The sequence below is a fragment of the Flavobacterium sp. CAN_S2 genome, assembly GCF_015752255.1.
Lineage (GTDB): Bacteria > Bacteroidota > Bacteroidia > Flavobacteriales > Flavobacteriaceae > Flavobacterium.
In genome coordinates this window covers 629362-646114 of sequence record NZ_JADOVA010000001.1, presented here as the reverse complement: position 1 = coordinate 646114, position 16753 = coordinate 629362, and the positions used below count along the sequence as shown (strand labels likewise).

Genomic DNA, 16753 nt, shown 5'->3' with positions numbered 1-16753 from the left:
TAGTCATAAAAAATGAAAAACGGAGTTTACAGCCTATTAAAAGCAAGATTTCTTATTAATGATGATGCTGTGAAAAACTGGCGTTTCATCGTTTTTATAATTCTTTTGGCTATCATAATGATTGCAAATACTCAGCGATTTGAACAGAAAGTTTTCATGATTGCTGAACTAACAAATAAAGTGAAAGAATTGCGTTCTGAGTTTGTAGACAGACGTTCCGAGTTGATGAAATTGAAAATGGAGTCGACGGTTTCTGAGAAAATGATTGAGAAAGAAATTTTTCCGTCAACAGTTCCTCCAATTAAAATTAAAGTTAAAAAAGAAAAAGAGAAAAACTTTTTAGAAAAAATATGGCAGTAGAAGATAAATACATATCCTACAGAATTTATCTGGTAGCTTTTGTCATTTTTTTGATGGCCATAGCAATTGCTGTAAAATTGACAAATATTCAGTGGGTTGAAGGTGATTATTACAGGAAGTTAGCTAAAGAAAGAACGGTTAGAAATTTTGTAATTCCTGCTAATAAAGGGAATATTTATTCTGCTGACGGAAGTCTTTTGGCTACATCAATTCCGAACTATGAAATACGTTTTGATGCTTTAGCGCCAAAAGTTGAATCTTTTGAAAAAAACGTGAAGTCTCTGTCAGATTCATTAGCGACAGTTTTAGGGAAGCCTGCCAGCTTTTTTGAAAATGAACTTCGAAAAGCCAGAGCAAACAAAAACAGATATTATTTGATAGCCCGAAATTTGAGTTACACACAATATTTTAAAATAAAAGGATTTCCATTATTTAATTTGGGTGCTTATAAAGGAGGAATTATAATTGAACAAGAAACCGTTAGAGAACATCCGATAGGCAAAATTGCAGAACGTACCGTTGGTTATGAGCGAACTTCTAATGGGGAATCACTGGATGGAAAAGGAATCGAGTGGGCTTTCAGGAAATATCTAAATGGGAAAGACGGTAAGATTTTAAAACAAAAAATTGCAAAAGGACAGTGGAAACCAATAAGGGATATTAATGAAGTCGATCCTCAAGATGGGTATGATGTAATATCTACAATAGATGTTTATGTTCAGGATATAGCGCATCACGCATTGCTAAAACAGTTGGAATTGTATCAAGCGGATCACGGTTGTGTGGTGGTTATGGAAACAAAAACGGGTCATGTAAAAGCAATTTCAAATCTGGGAAGAGCGAAAGACGGAACCTATTATGAGACCACAAATTATGCAGTAGCTGAATCGCACGAGCCAGGTTCTACCTATAAATTAGCTGATTTAATGGCGCTTTTTGAAGACAAAAAAGCGGATACCAGTACTGTTTATGACAGTAAAGGTGGTGTTGTCGTTTATTCCGGAAAAAAAGTACGCGACTCTCATGAAGGTGGTTATGGGAAAATTTCATTAGGAAGAGGTTTTGAACTTTCGTCAAATACTGTTTTGGTTCAGGCGGTTTATAATGCATATAAAGATGAGCCTTCAAGATTTGTAAATCATCTTAATAATTTTGGATTGAACAAACCATTGGGACTTTCTATCAAAGGAGAAGGAAGACCTTATATTCCGCAGCCAGGGGATAAACATTGGTCGAATATTTCGCTTCCATGGATGGCTTTTGGATATGGTGTTTCTATCACTCCAATGCAAACATTAGCTTTTTATAATGCGGTTGCCAATGATGGTGAAATGGTAAAGCCTCAGTTTGTTTCTGAAATTAAAGAATGGAACAGGACAATCAAAAAATATGAGAAAGAAGTTTTGAATCCAAGAATTTGTTCCCCACAAACTATTTCAAAGTTAAAAGCAGTTTTAGCAAATGTTGTAAAAAAAGGAACGGCTTCGAAATTATATTCTAAGGATTTTTCGATGGCAGGGAAAACAGGAACAGCGGCGGTGAATTACGGAAAGGCTGGTGGAGTTGGAAAATATTATGCCTCTTCTTTTGTGGGGTACTTTCCTGCTGATGAACCTAAATATTCTTGTATAGTTGTCGTACATAAACCAAGTACAGCGCTGAATAATTATTATGGTGCAGATGTGGCAGGGCCTGTTTTCAAGCGCATTGCACAAAAGATTTTTACTGATGCGCCATCAACAAATGAGATTAAAAACTTAGACAGAAAAATACCAAAACAAGAAAATAATTATGATTCCTATTTTGTTAAATCGCAAAAGAAACAGCAAATAATTCCAAATTTAAAAGGAATGTCAGGGATGGATGCTGTTGCTTTATTAGGGAATTTGGGTATGAAAGTGAAAGTAATAGGAGTTGGAAAAGTTAAAAAACAATCTCTAGAAGCAGGTCAGAATTTAGTAAAAAACACAACGATACTATTAGAATTATCATGAGTATACTAAAAGACATATTGTACAAAGTAGCTATCGAAGCAGTAAAAGGTTCGACGGATATTACTATCAACAAAATGGATTTCGATTCTAGAAAAATCGAGGTTAATGATGTTTTTGTAGCCATTCGTGGTTCCATTTCTGATGGTCATGATTTTATAGAAAAAGCGATTCTGCAAGGTGCAGTTGCAGTTATATGCGACACATTTCCAGAAAACATCGCTAAAGGAATTACCTATGTTCAGGTAAAAGATACCAATTCGGCCCTAGCATTTATGGCTGCGAATTATTTTGGTGATCCTTCTCAGAGCTTGAAATTAGTTGGCATTACAGGTACAAATGGTAAAACTACGATTGCTTCTTTATTGTATCAATTGTTTAAAAAAGCAGGATTTAAAGTTGGATTACTATCTACCGTTAAAATAATGGTCGACGAAGTAGAATATAAAGCCACTCACACAACACCGGATTCAATTACGATAAATCATTTTCTAAAAGAGATGGTTGAAAACGAGGTTGAATACTGTTTCATGGAAGTGAGTTCGCATGGAATTCATCAAAAAAGAACGGAAGCATTGCATTTTGTTGGTGGTATTTTTACAAATTTATCTCATGATCATTTGGATTATCATCCAACTTTTGCAGAATACAGAGATGTGAAAAAATCATTCTTTGATAATTTACCAAAAACAGCATTCGCCTTATCCAATATTGATGATAAAAATGGGCCCGTGATGTTGCAGAATACTGCTGCAAAAAAATTGACTTATGCGTTAAAATCGTATGCCGATTACAAGGCTCAAATTTTGGAAAATCAGTTATCAGGTTTGTTGTTGAAAATAAACGGAAATGAAGTTTGGGTTAAGCTAATAGGAACATTCAATGCCTATAATTTATTAGCAATTTATGGAACTGCGGTTGAGTTAGGAATGGAAAGTCTGGAAGTACTTCGATTATTGTCAGATTTAGAAAGTGTTTCGGGACGTTTTCAATTTATTGTTTCGGATTCAAATATTACGGCAATTGTGGATTATGCGCATACGCCGGATGCTTTAGAAAACGTATTGAAAACCATCAATGATATTCGGACCAAAAACGAACAACTAATTACGGTTGTAGGTTGCGGAGGAAATAGAGACAAGACCAAGCGTCCAATTATGGCGGGGATTGCATCTGATTTAAGTGATAAATCGATATTCACTTCTGATAATCCTAGGAATGAAGATCCTGAGGTAATTATTACTGAAATGGAACAAGGAATTGCCCCGCAGAATTATAAAAAAGTTTTGACCATAACGGATAGAAAACAAGCGATTAAAACGGCTTGTCAATTGGCTCAGCCTAATGACATTATTTTAATTGCAGGCAAAGGACACGAAACTTATCAGGAGATTAATGGGGTTCGTCATGATTTTGACGACATGAAAATAGTTAAAGAGATATTAGCTCAATTAGGAAAATAAGAGTTAGTCGGAAGTTTGAATTATTTGTTTGCGCAAATAAAGATGTGATTAGGAATTAACGAATAAGGAATCAACGATTAACCAAATAAACAAAAATATATGCTGTATTATTTATTTGAATATTTAGACAAAACACTAGATGTCCCGGGAACAGGGGTTTTCCAGTACATTACTTTTAGATCTGCATTAGCTTTAATGCTATCGTTGCTTTTGTCAACAATTTACGGAAAAATGATAATTCGTTTTTTGCAAAGACAGCAAGTAGGAGAAACTGTTCGAGAGCTTGGACTGGCAGGTCAAAACGAAAAAGCAGGTACGCCAACGATGGGTGGATTAATCATCATTTTTGCTACGCTAGTTCCGGTAATTCTTTTTGCCAAACTGCATAATATTTACATCGTTTTGTTGATTGTAACCACACTTTGGATGGGTACAATAGGGTTTATAGATGATTATATTAAAATTTTCAAAAAAGATAAAGAAGGTTTAAAAGGAATATTCAAAGTTGTAGGGCAAGTAGGTTTGGGTTTAATTGTAGGGATTGTTCTTTATTTTCATGCTGGTGTAACGGTTCGTACTGATACTTCTAGCTCAGATATTTTTAAAGCACCAACAGAAACCGTGATTCTGCCTGCGCCAATTGAGGAGAAGTCTACAGCGACAACAATTCCTTTTTTTAAAAATAATGAATTTGATTACGCTGAATTACTGGCTTGGACGGGTGAGGGATATGAAAAATGGGCTTGGTTGATTTTTATTCCAGTGGTGATTTTTATTATTACTGCCGTTTCTAACGGAGCTAATTTAACGGATGGAATTGACGGACTGGCAGCAGGAACTTCGGCAATTTCAGTGCTTGCGCTAGGAATATTCACGTTTGTATCGGGAAATATTATTTTCTCTAATTATCTGAATATTATGTATATCCCGAATTCAGGGGAAATGACGGTATTTATAGCGGCATTTGTGGGGTCATTGATTGGATTTCTTTGGTACAACTCGTATCCAGCTTCGGTTTTTATGGGAGATACAGGAAGTTTGACGATAGGTGGAATTATAGCGGTTTTAGCAATAGCTGTCCGTAAAGAAATGCTGATTCCGTTATTATGTGGAATTTTCTTAGTCGAAAATTTCTCTGTAGTACTTCAGGTAAGTTATTTTAAATATACCAAGAAACGTTTTGGCGAAGGCCGAAGAATATTTCTGATGTCGCCTTTGCATCATCATTATCAGAAAAAAGGATATCACGAAAGTAAAATTGTCACCCGTTTTTGGATTGTTGCTATAATGCTGGCCATATTGTCAATTGTTACCTTAAAATTAAGATAATTTTCAATTAAAAATCAGAAATTAAAAATTAATAATTCTCGAATGAAAGAAAATATTATTCAACAAAAATCATTTCTTTTTGCCGTTAGGATAATTAATTTATATAAATATTTAACCACTAAAAAAAAGGAATTTGTTTTGAGTAAACAGATTTTAAGAAGTGGGACATCAATTGGTGCAAATATAGAAGAATCTATAGGTGGGCGATCTGATAAAGAGTTTTTATTTAAACTGGAGATTTCATACAAGGAAGCAAGAGAAACGATTTATTGGTTAAAATTGCTAAAAGAAACAGATTATATTTCAATTAGTGAATTTGAAAGTATTTATGCTGAAGCTGAAGAAATTTGCAAAATATTAGCAAAAATTATAATAACCTTAAAAGGGAAAATGTAGAAAAAATATAAAATTAAAAATTACGAAACAAAAATTGAAAACGAGAAATTAGAACTACTCGAATTCAATTAATTACTATCCGAAATTTTTAATTTTTAATTCTCAATTTTTAATTAAAATAGTATGAGGCTAGTAATCTTAGGTGGAGGCGAAAGTGGTGTTGGGACCGCTATTCTGGGTAAGAAAAAAGGATATGAAGTTTTTGTATCTGATTTTGGAAAGATAAAAGGCAATTACAAAGAGATTCTTATCATCAATGGAATAGCTTGGGAAGAGGAAAAACATACCGAAGATTTAATCTTGAATGCAGATGTGGTGATGAAAAGCCCTGGAATCCCTGATAAATCTCCAATAGTAAAAAAGCTTTTGGAAAAAGGAATTCCTGTTATTTCAGAAATTGAGTTTGCTGCCCCTTTTACAGATGCTACGATTATTGGGATTACCGGAAGTAATGGAAAGACAACAACAACAATGCTAACCCATCATTTGCTGAAATCAGCAGGATTAAATGTTGGATTGGGAGGAAATATCGGGAAGAGTTTTGCCTGGCAAATTGCTGATAATAAATACGATTCCTATGTGCTGGAGTTGAGTAGTTTTCAACTCGATGGGATTGTAGATTTCAAACCGCATATTGCCATTATTACGAATATCAGTCCAGATCATTTAGATCGTTACGATTACAAGTATGAAAATTATATTGATGCAAAGTTCAGAATAACGATGAATCAAACGGAGGAAGATTACCTCATATACGATGCAGATGATGAAGCTATTAATGAATGGTTCAAAACGCACACAACAAAAGCAAAATTAATTCCTTTTTCATTGACTAAAATTTTCAGCGAAGGGGCTTATATAAAAAATAACAAAATGGAAATAAAGATCAATCAAGAAGAATTTACAATGGACACAGAACACATTGCTTTAGAAGGAAAACATAACATGAAAAACGCAATGGCAGCAACCTCTGTGGCAAAATTAATGCAAATAAGAAAGGCGACAATTCGCGAGAGTCTTTCTAATTTTCAGGGAGTAGAACACCGTCTTGAGAAAGTTTTGAAAATCCAGAACGTTCAATATATTAATGATTCAAAAGCAACGAATGTTAACGCTACTTTTTTTGCTTTAGACAGCATGAATACACCTACTGTTTGGATTGTTGGTGGTGTAGATAAAGGAAATGATTACAACGAATTGATGTCATTAGTTCGTGAAAAGGTAAAAGCTATTATTTGCCTAGGTGTGGATAACAAGAAAATCATTGATGTTTTTGGTAATGTTGTCGATATGATGATTGAAGTTTCTAACATGGATGATGCAGTGAGAATGGCACAACGATTATCAGAAAAAGGTGATACTGTTTTATTATCGCCTGCTTGTGCCAGTTTTGATTTATTCGAGAATTATGAAGACAGAGGAAATCAGTTCAAACAAGCTGTTAAAAATTTATAAAAAAGTTTAAGTTTTAAAGTATAAGGTTGAGCAACTTTAAACTTTAAATCAAATGAAACTTTAAACCAAACTTAAAATGAAACAACTAATAAACAATTTAAAGGGAGATAAAGGAATTTGGTCATTTGTGGCCTTATTGGCCTTGTTTTCGTTTATGCCTGTTTTTAGTGCGAGTAGTAATTTGGCTTACATTGGTCAGGGAAACGGAAATACTTTAGGTTACTTAGTGAAGCATATCATGCATATTGGTATTGGTTTTACCATTATTTTTATGGTGCATAAAGTGCCTTATCACTATTTTAAAGCTATTTCTAAAGGGGCGCTGTATATTGTATGGGTTTTATTGGCCTACACTCTAATAAAAGGAACAGTAATTGCAGGTGCCAATGCCAGTCGATGGATACAGGTGCCGTTTATAGGAGTTACGTTTCAAACTTCAACATTGGCCTCAATGGTTTTGTTTATTTTTGTTGCTCGGTATTTATCTAAGGCAAGAGAAGTACCTATTGATTTTAAGTCTTCAGTACTGGAGCTTTGGATTCCTGTTTTTGTTACATTGTTATTTATTTTGCCAGCTAACTTCTCGACAACGGCCTTAATTTTTTCGATGGTATTAATGTTGGTTTTTATTGGTAAATATCCATTGCGCTATATTGGAATTGTAGTGGGATCAGGAATCGTATTTCTCGCTTTTTTTATACTTATCGCTAAAGCATTTCCAGATGCATTCCCAAACCGGGTTGATACGTGGATCAATCGTGTTGACAATTTTACAAGTGACAAACCGGGCGAGGATGATTACCAAATAGAAAAAGCTAAAATTGCGATAGCTTCGGGAAAAATATACGGTTTAGGTCCAGGGAAAAGTATCCAAAAGAACTTTTTGCCGCAATCCTCTTCCGACTTTATTTTTGCTATAATTGTTGAAGAATATGGACTTATTGGAGGTTTGGGTGTACTGTCGTTGTATTTATTATTGTTGTTTCGATTTGTTATAGCTTCGCACAAAGCCAATTCGCTATTTGGAAAATTAATAGTGGTCGGTTTAGGTTTTCCCATGATATTTCAGGCGATGGTAAACATGGCCGTTGCAGTAGAATTATTGCCAGTTACCGGGCAAACATTGCCACTTATAAGTAGTGGGGGAAGTTCTATTTGGATGACTTGTTTTGCACTTGGAATTATTATAAGTGTAACCAAAAAAGAAGAAGAAATTGCACAGGAAATGAAAGATGCTGCCAAAAGAGAAGAAGCACTTCAAAAATTGATTGATAGAGAATTGGAAGAAGATGGTGCTGTAGCAGAAGCATATTCAATTGAAGATAAAGCGAAGAACCCAATGCATGCAGTTTTAAATAAGTAAGTCATTTTAGAAAATTAGAAATCAGGAATAATGAAACAGTATAAATTCATATTAAGCGGTGGTGGAACAGGTGGACATATCTATCCTGCAATTGCTATTGCAAATGAATTAAAATCTCGTTTTCCAGATGCAGAATTTCTTTTTGTTGGTGCCAAAGATAAAATGGAAATGCAAAAAGTACCACAGGCGGGTTACAAAATCATTGGACTTTGGATTGCAGGATTGCAACGAAGACTAACATTTGATAATGCACTTTTCCCTGTAAAACTTCTTTCAAGTTTATTACAATCGAGAACAATAATTCGGAATTTCAAACCAGATGTGGTTATTGGAACCGGAGGATTTGCAAGTGGGCCCTTGTTACAAGTAGCCGAGTTTGCCGGCATTCCTACCGTTATTCAGGAACAAAATTCATATCCTGGTATTACAAATAAATTGTTGAGCAAGAATGCAAATAAAATTTGTGTTGCTTACGAGAATCTAGAGCGCTTTTTTCCAAAAAACAAAATGATTTTGACAGGGAATCCAGTGCGTCAGGATTTAATAGATATTGACAGTAAAAGAGAAGAGGCGATACGTTATTTTAATTTAGATCCTAATAAACAAACACTTTTGGTATTAGGTGGCAGTCTTGGCGCAAGAAGAGTAAATCAGTTAATTGCTAAAGAGATTTTAACGTTCGCTGCTCATAATATACAAGTGATTTGGCAATGTGGGAAGTTGTATTTTGATGAATATAAACGTGTTGAAGAAAATGAAAATATTCAGATTCATTCTTTTATTGACCGAATGGATTTAGTTTACGCCGCTGCGGATATTGTGATTTCACGTGCCGGAGCTTCCTCAGTTTCAGAATTATGTATCGTAGGGAAACCGGTGATTTTCATTCCTTCTCCGAATGTAGCAGAGGATCATCAAACTAAAAATGCCCAAGCTGTAGTGGATAAGAAAGGAGCTTTGTTATTAAAAGAATCCGAACTCGATTCGCAATTCAGTGTGGTATTTGAATCGCTGGTGAAAGATCCAGAAAAGCAAAAGCAGCTGGGTAAAAACATTAAACAACTGGCTCTTCCAGAAGCTACAAAACAAATTGTAGATGAAATTGTGAAGTTAATCAGATAGAAAGAATTAAGATAATAGACAAAAAAGAAAACGAAAATGAACCTGAATCAAATACATAACGTCTATTTTATAGGAATCGGAGGAATCGGGATGAGCAATCTAGCCCGCTATTTCAAGAACTTGGGAAAGCAAGTTTCCGGTTATGATAAAACTCCTTCTACTCTGACGAATGAATTAATAGAAAGTGGCATTTCAATTCATTTTGAAGATAATATTGATTTGATTCCAAAGGATTTTTATATCGAAAACACTTTGGTAATTATTACTCCGGCAGTTCCAGTTTCGCATTCAGAATGGAATTATTTTTTAGAAAGAGACTTTGAAATAAAAAAGAGAGCCGAAGTTTTAGGATTAATTACAAAAGATACCTTTTGCTTTGCTGTAGCCGGTACGCATGGAAAAACGACCACTTCAGGGATATTAGGACATATTTTGCAAGAAAGTGGCGCAGATGTCACTGCCTTTATTGGTGGAATAGTAGAAAATTATAATTCAAATTTAATAGGAAGCGGAAAGACGATTACCGTTGTTGAAGCCGATGAATTTGACCGTTCATTTCTGCACTTGTATCCCAATATTGCATGTATTACATCTATGGACGCAGATCACTTGGATATTTACGGAACTAGTGAGGCTATAGAAGAATCTTTTATAGAATTTGCTTCGAAAATTGAAGACAAGAGCAAGCTTTTTATCACCAAAGAATTACCAATAGAAGGAGTTATTTGTGCGGTCAATGAAGATGCAACTTATAAAGCTTTCAATGTTAGAATAGGAGATGGAAGTTACATTTTTGATGTGCAAACACCTACCGAGATAATCAGAGATTTGCATTTTGGATTACCGGGACGACATAATTTAATGAATGCATTGATGGCTATTGCAATGGCAAATTTATTCGGCACCCCAACCGATGCCATTGCAAAAGCCGTAGCATCATTTAAAGGAATAAAAAGAAGATTTTCGTATCAAATAAAAACGGAAGCTAAAGTTTACATAGATGATTACGCACATCATCCTACCGAAATTAATGCGGTGCATCAAGCCGTTAGGGAGTTGTATCCAAACCAAAAGGTTTTAGCTGCTTTTCAACCGCATTTGTTTAGCAGAACAAGAGATTTTGCTGATGATTTTGCCAAAAGTTTATCTGCATTTGATGAGATTATTTTATTAGATATTTATCCGGCTCGTGAACAACCGATTGACGGCGTAAATTCACAATGGCTGATGGATAAAATGACAAATAATAATAAGAAAATTGTGGCTAAAAATAATTTGGTTGCAACAATTTTAGAGAGTACCGCAACTGTAATTGTCACAATTGGTGCAGGTGACATTGGAGAATTAGTGCCATCTATAAAAAAAGCGATAAATGAAACTCTTTAATTGGACAAATATTCGATTATTACTGATGTTTGGATTGGTTGTTTTTCTTTTTTCTTTCACGTCAAAACGAAATGAAAATAGAAAATTGGCCAAATCTGTCGTTATTTTTGTAGGAGATGACGCTCCTTTTGTAAAGCAAGAAACGGTTAATAAATTGTTAATAGAAAATAATAGAGAGGCATCCAGCATTCAAAAAGTTAATTTAGATTTGAATAAGCTGGAAACAAATCTCGATTCACAAGAAATGATTGAAAAATCAGATGTTTTTGTGAGCATTGATGGTGTGTTAAAAGCAGTGGTAAAACAAAAAACTCCTATTGCTAGAGTTTTTGACGAAGGAGGTTCTTTTTATATTGATTACGAAGGGAATAGAATGCCGTTGTCAGCAAATTTTACAGCCCGAGTTCCACTTGTTTCAGGGGGGATAAATAAAGATAATAACGAAAATTTAGCCGAATTATTTCGCGTAATTTATAACGATGCATTTTTGAAAAAAAACATCATTGGAATTGAAATTATGCCTAACGGAAGCTTAAAAATGCACAACAGAAATTTTGATTATCAAATAGATTTTGGTATTTTGATTAATGTGGAGCGTAAATTTAAAAATTATAAAGCTTTTTTTCAAAAAGCAGTTTTAGATAGTTCGTTGTATAAATATAAAAAAATTGACCTCCGATTTACGGATCAAGTAGTTTGCACTAAATAATAGATAATGGAAAAAGAGAATATTGCAGTAGGTCTAGATATTGGGACAACTAAAATAGTTGCCATGATAGGCAAGAAGAATGAATATGGCAAACTAGAAATTTTAGGTGTTGGAAAGTCTAAAAGTTTAGGTGTGGCAAGAGGCGTTGTAAACAACATTACTCAAACCATACAATCAATACAACAAGCGATACAAGAAGCCGAAATTAATTCAGGCTATAAAATAAAAGACGTAGTAGTTGGAATTGCAGGACAGCATATCCGTAGTATCCAACATACAGATTACATCAGCAGACATAATCCCGAAGAGGTTATCGGCGGGAATGATATTCAGCTATTGATTGATCAAGTCAATAAATTGGCAATGTTACCAGGCGAAGAAATAATTCATGTTTTGCCTCAAGAATTCAAAATTGACGGCCAATCTGAGATCAAAGAACCTATAGGAATGTACGGCGGAAGATTGGAATCTAGTTTTCACGTTGTAGTAGGACAGGCTTCTTCAATCCGTAACGTTGGAAGATGTATTCAAAGTTCTGGAATTGAATTATCAGGTTTGACATTAGAACCGTTGGCTTCAGCTGATGCTGTTTTAAGTCAGGAAGAAAAGGAAGCTGGAGTTGCGCTTATCGATATCGGTGGTGGTACAACTGATTTGGCAATTTTCAAAGATGGAATTATTCGTCACACTGCGGTTATTCCTTTCGGAGGAAACGTGATTACAGATGATATAAAAGAAGGATGCTCTATAATTGAAAAGCAAGCCGAGTTATTGAAAGTTAAATTTGGATCTGCTTGGCCAGGAGAAAATAAAGACAATGAAATTGTTTCTATTCCGGGATTGAGAGGTAGAGAGCCAAAAGAGATTTCGTTAAAAAATCTGTCTAAAATAATTCATGCTCGTGTTGTGGAAATTGTAGATCAGGTTTTTACAGAAGTAAAAGCATACGGTCATGAAGATCCTAGAAAAAAACTAATTGCAGGGATTGTACTTACTGGTGGTGGTGCTCAATTGAAACACATCAAACAGTTAGTGGAATATATTACCGGAATGGATACTAGAATTGGATATCCAAACGAACATTTAGCTGGAAATTCAGATGAGGAGATTTCAAGTCCCTTGTACGCAACTGCAGTTGGATTAGTGATGAAAAGCATTGAGAATAAAACACAAAGCGCTGTGCGAATTGATGCTGTAGAACAACCTAAGGCACCTGTTTACAGACCGACGGTGGTTCAAACACCAGTTTATGAGGCTCCTGAAAAGGTAGAAGAGGTGGAAGATCAAAATGCGAATGAGAAACAGAATTCTACCGTAAACAGAATACAAAGAAATTTCTTTGATCGTTATGTAGATAAGATTAAAGACTTTTTGGACAACGCAGAATAAGGGTAGAGCCCCAAAAAATATAAGAATTAATAATATAACAATTTCAAAAACCAAATAAAATGATGAGCGACTCAGAATTTGGAAGTATTTCATTTGATTTACCAAAGAATCAATCAAATGTGATAAAAGTTATAGGTGTAGGTGGAGGCGGAAGTAACGCCATAAATCACATGTTCAAGCAAGGGATCAAAGGCGTAGATTTTATCGTATGTAATACGGATTCTCAAGCTTTGCAGAGTAGTTCTGTGCCTAATAAAATCCAGTTGGGAGTGCATTTGACAGAAGGACTTGGAGCTGGAGCAAATCCTGATGTGGGACAACAATCCGCTATCGAGAGTATTTCCGAGATTGAAAAAATGTTGGATCGCAATACTAAAATGGTCTTCATCACTGCCGGAATGGGTGGTGGTACAGGAACAGGTGCTGCACCAGTTATCGCACAATTGGCTAAAGAAAGAGATATTCTTACGGTAGGAATTGTGACTTTACCTTTCTTGTTTGAAGGGAAAGTGCGTCAGGAACAAGCCTTAATCGGTATTGAAAAATTACGCAAACAGGTCGACTCATTAATTGTTATCAACAATAATAAATTAAGAGAAGTTTACGGTAATCTTGGTTTCAAAGCTGGGTTTTCAAAAGCGGATGAAGTTTTGGCAACTGCCTCAAGGGGAATTGCTGAAGTAATCACGCATCACTATACTCAAAATATCGACTTAAGAGATGCTAAGACAGTTTTGTATAACAGCGGAACTGCTATTATGGGATCTTCTATTTCTTCTGGTGAAAACAGAGCTAAGGAAGCAATTATCGCTGCTTTAGATTCTCCTTTGTTGAATGATAACAAAATTACTGGTGCCAAAAACGTATTGTTGCTTATCGTTTCTGGAACTAATGAAATTACAATTGATGAAATAGGAGAAATTAATGATCATATTCAAATCGAAGCGGGTCATAATGCTAATATTATCATGGGAGTTGGTGAAGACGAATCACTTGGAGATTCAATCGCTGTAACCATAATCGCTACTGGTTTTGATATTGAACAACAAAATGGAATCGTAAACACGGAACCTAAAAAAATAATTCACACACTAGAGGACGAACAAAGAAGTGTACACAATTTAAGTAATAAAACTGTTGCTGGATTTGATTTGAACACGGAGTCATCACCGGTTACAAACTCTAACGAAAGAATTGTTTTTGATTTAGTGGAAGATACAGTTGTTGCGCCTGAGCCAGTGGTTACCTCGCCAACAATCAATAAAGAAGAGTTGATGGTGATGTCTGAATTTATTAAAAATTTAGATGTGACTTTCGAAATTGTTTCTCCAATTACAGATATTGATTTCACAATTTCCTCTCCTGTTGCTGAAGTAAAAGCGGTGCAGCCAAAAGCAATCGAAAGACAAGAACAAACTACTTTCTCTTTTGATCTACCACTTTTTAAAGCGGAGCCAGTAGCTCAAGTTGAAGAAAGTAAAGTGATGTATGAGCTAACGAATGAAACACGTGACATTAAAGTAAATGAAGCAGTTCAGTTTGTACCAGTTACGGAATTAACGGATAATGGAATTATCAAATATTCTCTAGAAGAATATATGGAAGCGGAGCCTGATTTCATGCCTAAGCCAATTGCAAAAACGCCAGAAGTTGTTATTCCGGAGGAGTTAAATATCACCATGAAACAAGTGGAAAGAACTGTGATTAATCCAGTTGATTTTGAAGATATTGCTGCTACCGAAATGACTATTGAAGAATCATTGCGAATGAGAGCAGATGAAAGAAGAAAAAAATTGAAGGAATTCAATTATAAGTTCCACAACAATGTTTCTAAAATTGATGAGTATGAAAAAGAACCAGCTTACAAAAGATTGGGAATAGACATATCAAACAATCAAGCGAATAATACAAATTCAAGAATATCTGTAGGAACAGACAGTAATAATGATTTACAGTTACGTTCAAATAATTCTTATTTGCACGATAACGTAGATTAATAAAAGCAATATAAAAATGAGTAGCCCGAAAATTATATTTAATTTTCGGGCTACTTTTTTCCACCATAAGAAGTTACAAGACTTATCTCTTACAGGAGACAATCTGTTGTTGTAAATCCGAGTAAAATTCTTTAAGTTTGTCAAGCCTTAAAAGAGCAGTCGTTTCAAGTCTTGCCTTAAATATGGACTGATTTTTACTGTCATCAGGACAAAAATCGTTTTTTTTTAAAGTAGCATTTCAATAAATCGGTTAATCAAATAATGGATTAACGCAATTAACAATATAGATTATGAGTTTATCAGTACTAATCATGGACGAAATGAAAACCGCCATGAGAGCCAAAGATACCGTTGCATTAGAAGCTTTAAGAGCTATTAAATCCGAAATTCTTTTAGCTCAAACAGCATCAGGATCAAAAGAAGAAATAACACATGATGACGAGGTTAAATTGCTACAAAGATTAGTGAAAACTCGTAAAGAAAGTGCTAGGATTTTTACGGAGCAAAATCGTTTGGATTTAGCTGAACCAGAATTAGCTCAAATTGCTGTAATCGAAAAATTCTTACCGGCACAATTAAGCGAAGCAGAAGTTGAAGCAGTGATAGCAAAAATCATCGCAGAAACTGGAGCGTCAGGAATTGCGTCAATGGGAAAAGTAATGGGATTGGCTGCAGCTCAATTAGGTGGAACAGCCGAAGGAAAAACAATTTCTACAATAGTGAAAAAACTATTGACATAAAATTTTGGATTCAAGATTAATGTTTTTAGATCATAAATCTAAAATCGTTAATCAGCAATCTTAAATCAAATGGCTGCGTAGTTCAACTGGATAGAATATCAGATTTCGACTCTGAGGGTTGCAGGTTCGAACCCTGTCGCGGCCACAAACACATATAAAAATGCTTCAAAAAATCAAGTTGGCTTGAATTCTTTTGAAGCATTTTCGTCTTTAAATAGGTAAAAAAAACATGTCACTACAGCTTTTTATTTCAATACTTTTTGGAACATTATTTCTCCTGCTTTTAATTTTTAGAGTTGTTGAGCCAACCTATGTATTGTTATTTAATAAGCCACTATATATTCATTGGTATCCTTTTTCCAAGAAATTAAAATTAAGTCAACGCCAAATTTTAGTAAATGATTTTGCGTTTTATAATAGGCTTTCTGCTAAGAAGAAAATGTATTTTGAACATCGGATCATTGAGTTTATCGCTAAATATCAGTTCATTGGCAAAGAAATTAATGTTACGGAGCAAATGCAAATATTGATTGCGGGAACGTATGTGATGTTAACCTTTGGGATGAGAAATTATCTAGTGAATTTGTTCGACAAAATAATTATTTATCCTTCCAATTATTTTTCTACCGTAAATCAAGCGCATCACAAAGGAGAATTTAATCCCAGAATGAAAGCTGTGGTTTTTTCATGGGAAGATTTTTTCATCGGACATTCAGCTTCAAATGATAATATAAATTTGGGTTTACATGAGTTTTCACATGTATTGCATTTCCATTGTTTGAAAAGTAATGATCCAAGTGCGATTGTTTTTTTTGATGAATTCAATGCGGTCCTAAAATATTACAGCGATCCAGTTTTAAATAACGAACTTACTCAAAAAGATTATTTTAGACTGTACGCCTATGAAAATCAATTCGAATTTTTATCGGTTATCTTGGAACATTTCTTTGAAACTCCACGTGTTTTTAAAAGTTCCCATCCAGAATTGTATGCGCATGTTGCTTCCATGATTAATTTCAAAGAAGAATAGTTGAAATAAAAAATGGCGCATTG

The 16753-nt window shown here is 34.6% G+C and carries 14 protein-coding genes and 1 tRNA gene; all 15 read left to right on the top strand.

What is annotated here, in order from left to right; translation table 11 throughout:
• Positions 1–12 precede the first annotated feature (12 nt).
• Entirely contained in the window at positions 13–360 is a 348-nt protein-coding gene (locus tag IWX80_RS02920) for an FtsL-like putative cell division protein (protein ID WP_113634797.1), read from the top strand.
• Positions 351–2354, top strand: coding sequence for a penicillin-binding protein (locus tag IWX80_RS02915; protein ID WP_196852091.1), 2004 nt, complete (start codon positions 351–353; stop codon positions 2352–2354). Before IWX80_RS02920 ends, IWX80_RS02915 begins: the two co-directional genes overlap by 10 nt.
• On the top strand, positions 2351–3814 hold the full coding sequence (locus IWX80_RS02910; protein WP_196852090.1) for a UDP-N-acetylmuramoyl-L-alanyl-D-glutamate--2,6-diaminopimelate ligase: 1464 nt from the start codon (positions 2351–2353) through the stop codon (positions 3812–3814). The genes IWX80_RS02915 and IWX80_RS02910 overlap by 4 nt, the downstream gene beginning before the upstream one ends.
• A gap of 99 nt (positions 3815–3913) precedes the next feature.
• The gene (gene mraY, locus IWX80_RS02905; protein ID WP_113665167.1) at positions 3914–5143 is read left to right on the top strand and encodes a phospho-N-acetylmuramoyl-pentapeptide-transferase; all 1230 of its coding nucleotides are present in this window, start codon (positions 3914–3916) and stop codon (positions 5141–5143) included.
• A 42-nt stretch (positions 5144–5185) separates the two neighbouring features.
• Entirely contained in the window at positions 5186–5539 is a 354-nt protein-coding gene (locus IWX80_RS02900; protein WP_196852089.1) for a four helix bundle protein, read from the top strand.
• A gap of 123 nt (positions 5540–5662) precedes the next feature.
• The gene (gene murD / locus IWX80_RS02895; RefSeq protein ID WP_196852088.1) at positions 5663–6994 is read left to right on the top strand and encodes a UDP-N-acetylmuramoyl-L-alanine--D-glutamate ligase; all 1332 of its coding nucleotides are present in this window, start codon (positions 5663–5665) and stop codon (positions 6992–6994) included.
• A gap of 76 nt (positions 6995–7070) precedes the next feature.
• Positions 7071–8357, top strand: a complete 1287-nt coding sequence (locus IWX80_RS02890) for an FtsW/RodA/SpoVE family cell cycle protein (protein WP_196852087.1) — start codon at positions 7071–7073, stop codon at positions 8355–8357.
• A gap of 30 nt (positions 8358–8387) precedes the next feature.
• A complete protein-coding gene (gene murG / locus IWX80_RS02885) occupies positions 8388–9479 on the top strand; it encodes an undecaprenyldiphospho-muramoylpentapeptide beta-N-acetylglucosaminyltransferase (protein ID WP_196852086.1) in 1092 nt (363 codons plus the stop codon).
• 36 nt (positions 9480–9515) lie between these two features.
• The gene (murC, locus tag IWX80_RS02880; RefSeq protein WP_196852085.1) at positions 9516–10865 is read left to right on the top strand and encodes a UDP-N-acetylmuramate--L-alanine ligase; all 1350 of its coding nucleotides are present in this window, start codon (positions 9516–9518) and stop codon (positions 10863–10865) included.
• The gene (locus IWX80_RS02875) at positions 10852–11574 is read left to right on the top strand and encodes a cell division protein FtsQ/DivIB (RefSeq protein WP_196852084.1); all 723 of its coding nucleotides are present in this window, start codon (positions 10852–10854) and stop codon (positions 11572–11574) included. Before murC ends, IWX80_RS02875 begins: the two co-directional genes overlap by 14 nt.
• 6 nt (positions 11575–11580) lie before the next feature.
• Complete coding sequence (ftsA, locus tag IWX80_RS02870) at positions 11581–12963, top strand: cell division protein FtsA (protein WP_196852083.1); 1383 nt, start codon at positions 11581–11583, stop codon at positions 12961–12963.
• Positions 12964–13022: 59 nt separating this feature from the next.
• Entirely contained in the window at positions 13023–14960 is a 1938-nt protein-coding gene (gene ftsZ / locus IWX80_RS02865; protein WP_196852082.1) for a cell division protein FtsZ, read from the top strand.
• A 290-nt stretch (positions 14961–15250) separates the two neighbouring features.
• Positions 15251–15700 carry a GatB/YqeY domain-containing protein gene (locus IWX80_RS02860; protein ID WP_196852081.1) on the top strand — a complete coding sequence of 150 codons (450 nt, stop codon included), beginning with the start codon at positions 15251–15253 and terminating at the stop codon, positions 15698–15700.
• Between the two features lie 71 nt (positions 15701–15771).
• Positions 15772–15845 (top strand) — tRNA-Arg (locus tag IWX80_RS02855).
• An 84-nt stretch (positions 15846–15929) separates the two neighbouring features.
• Complete coding sequence (locus IWX80_RS02850; RefSeq protein WP_196852080.1) at positions 15930–16730, top strand: zinc-dependent peptidase; 801 nt, start codon at positions 15930–15932, stop codon at positions 16728–16730.
• The last annotated feature ends 23 nt before the right edge of the window (positions 16731–16753 follow it).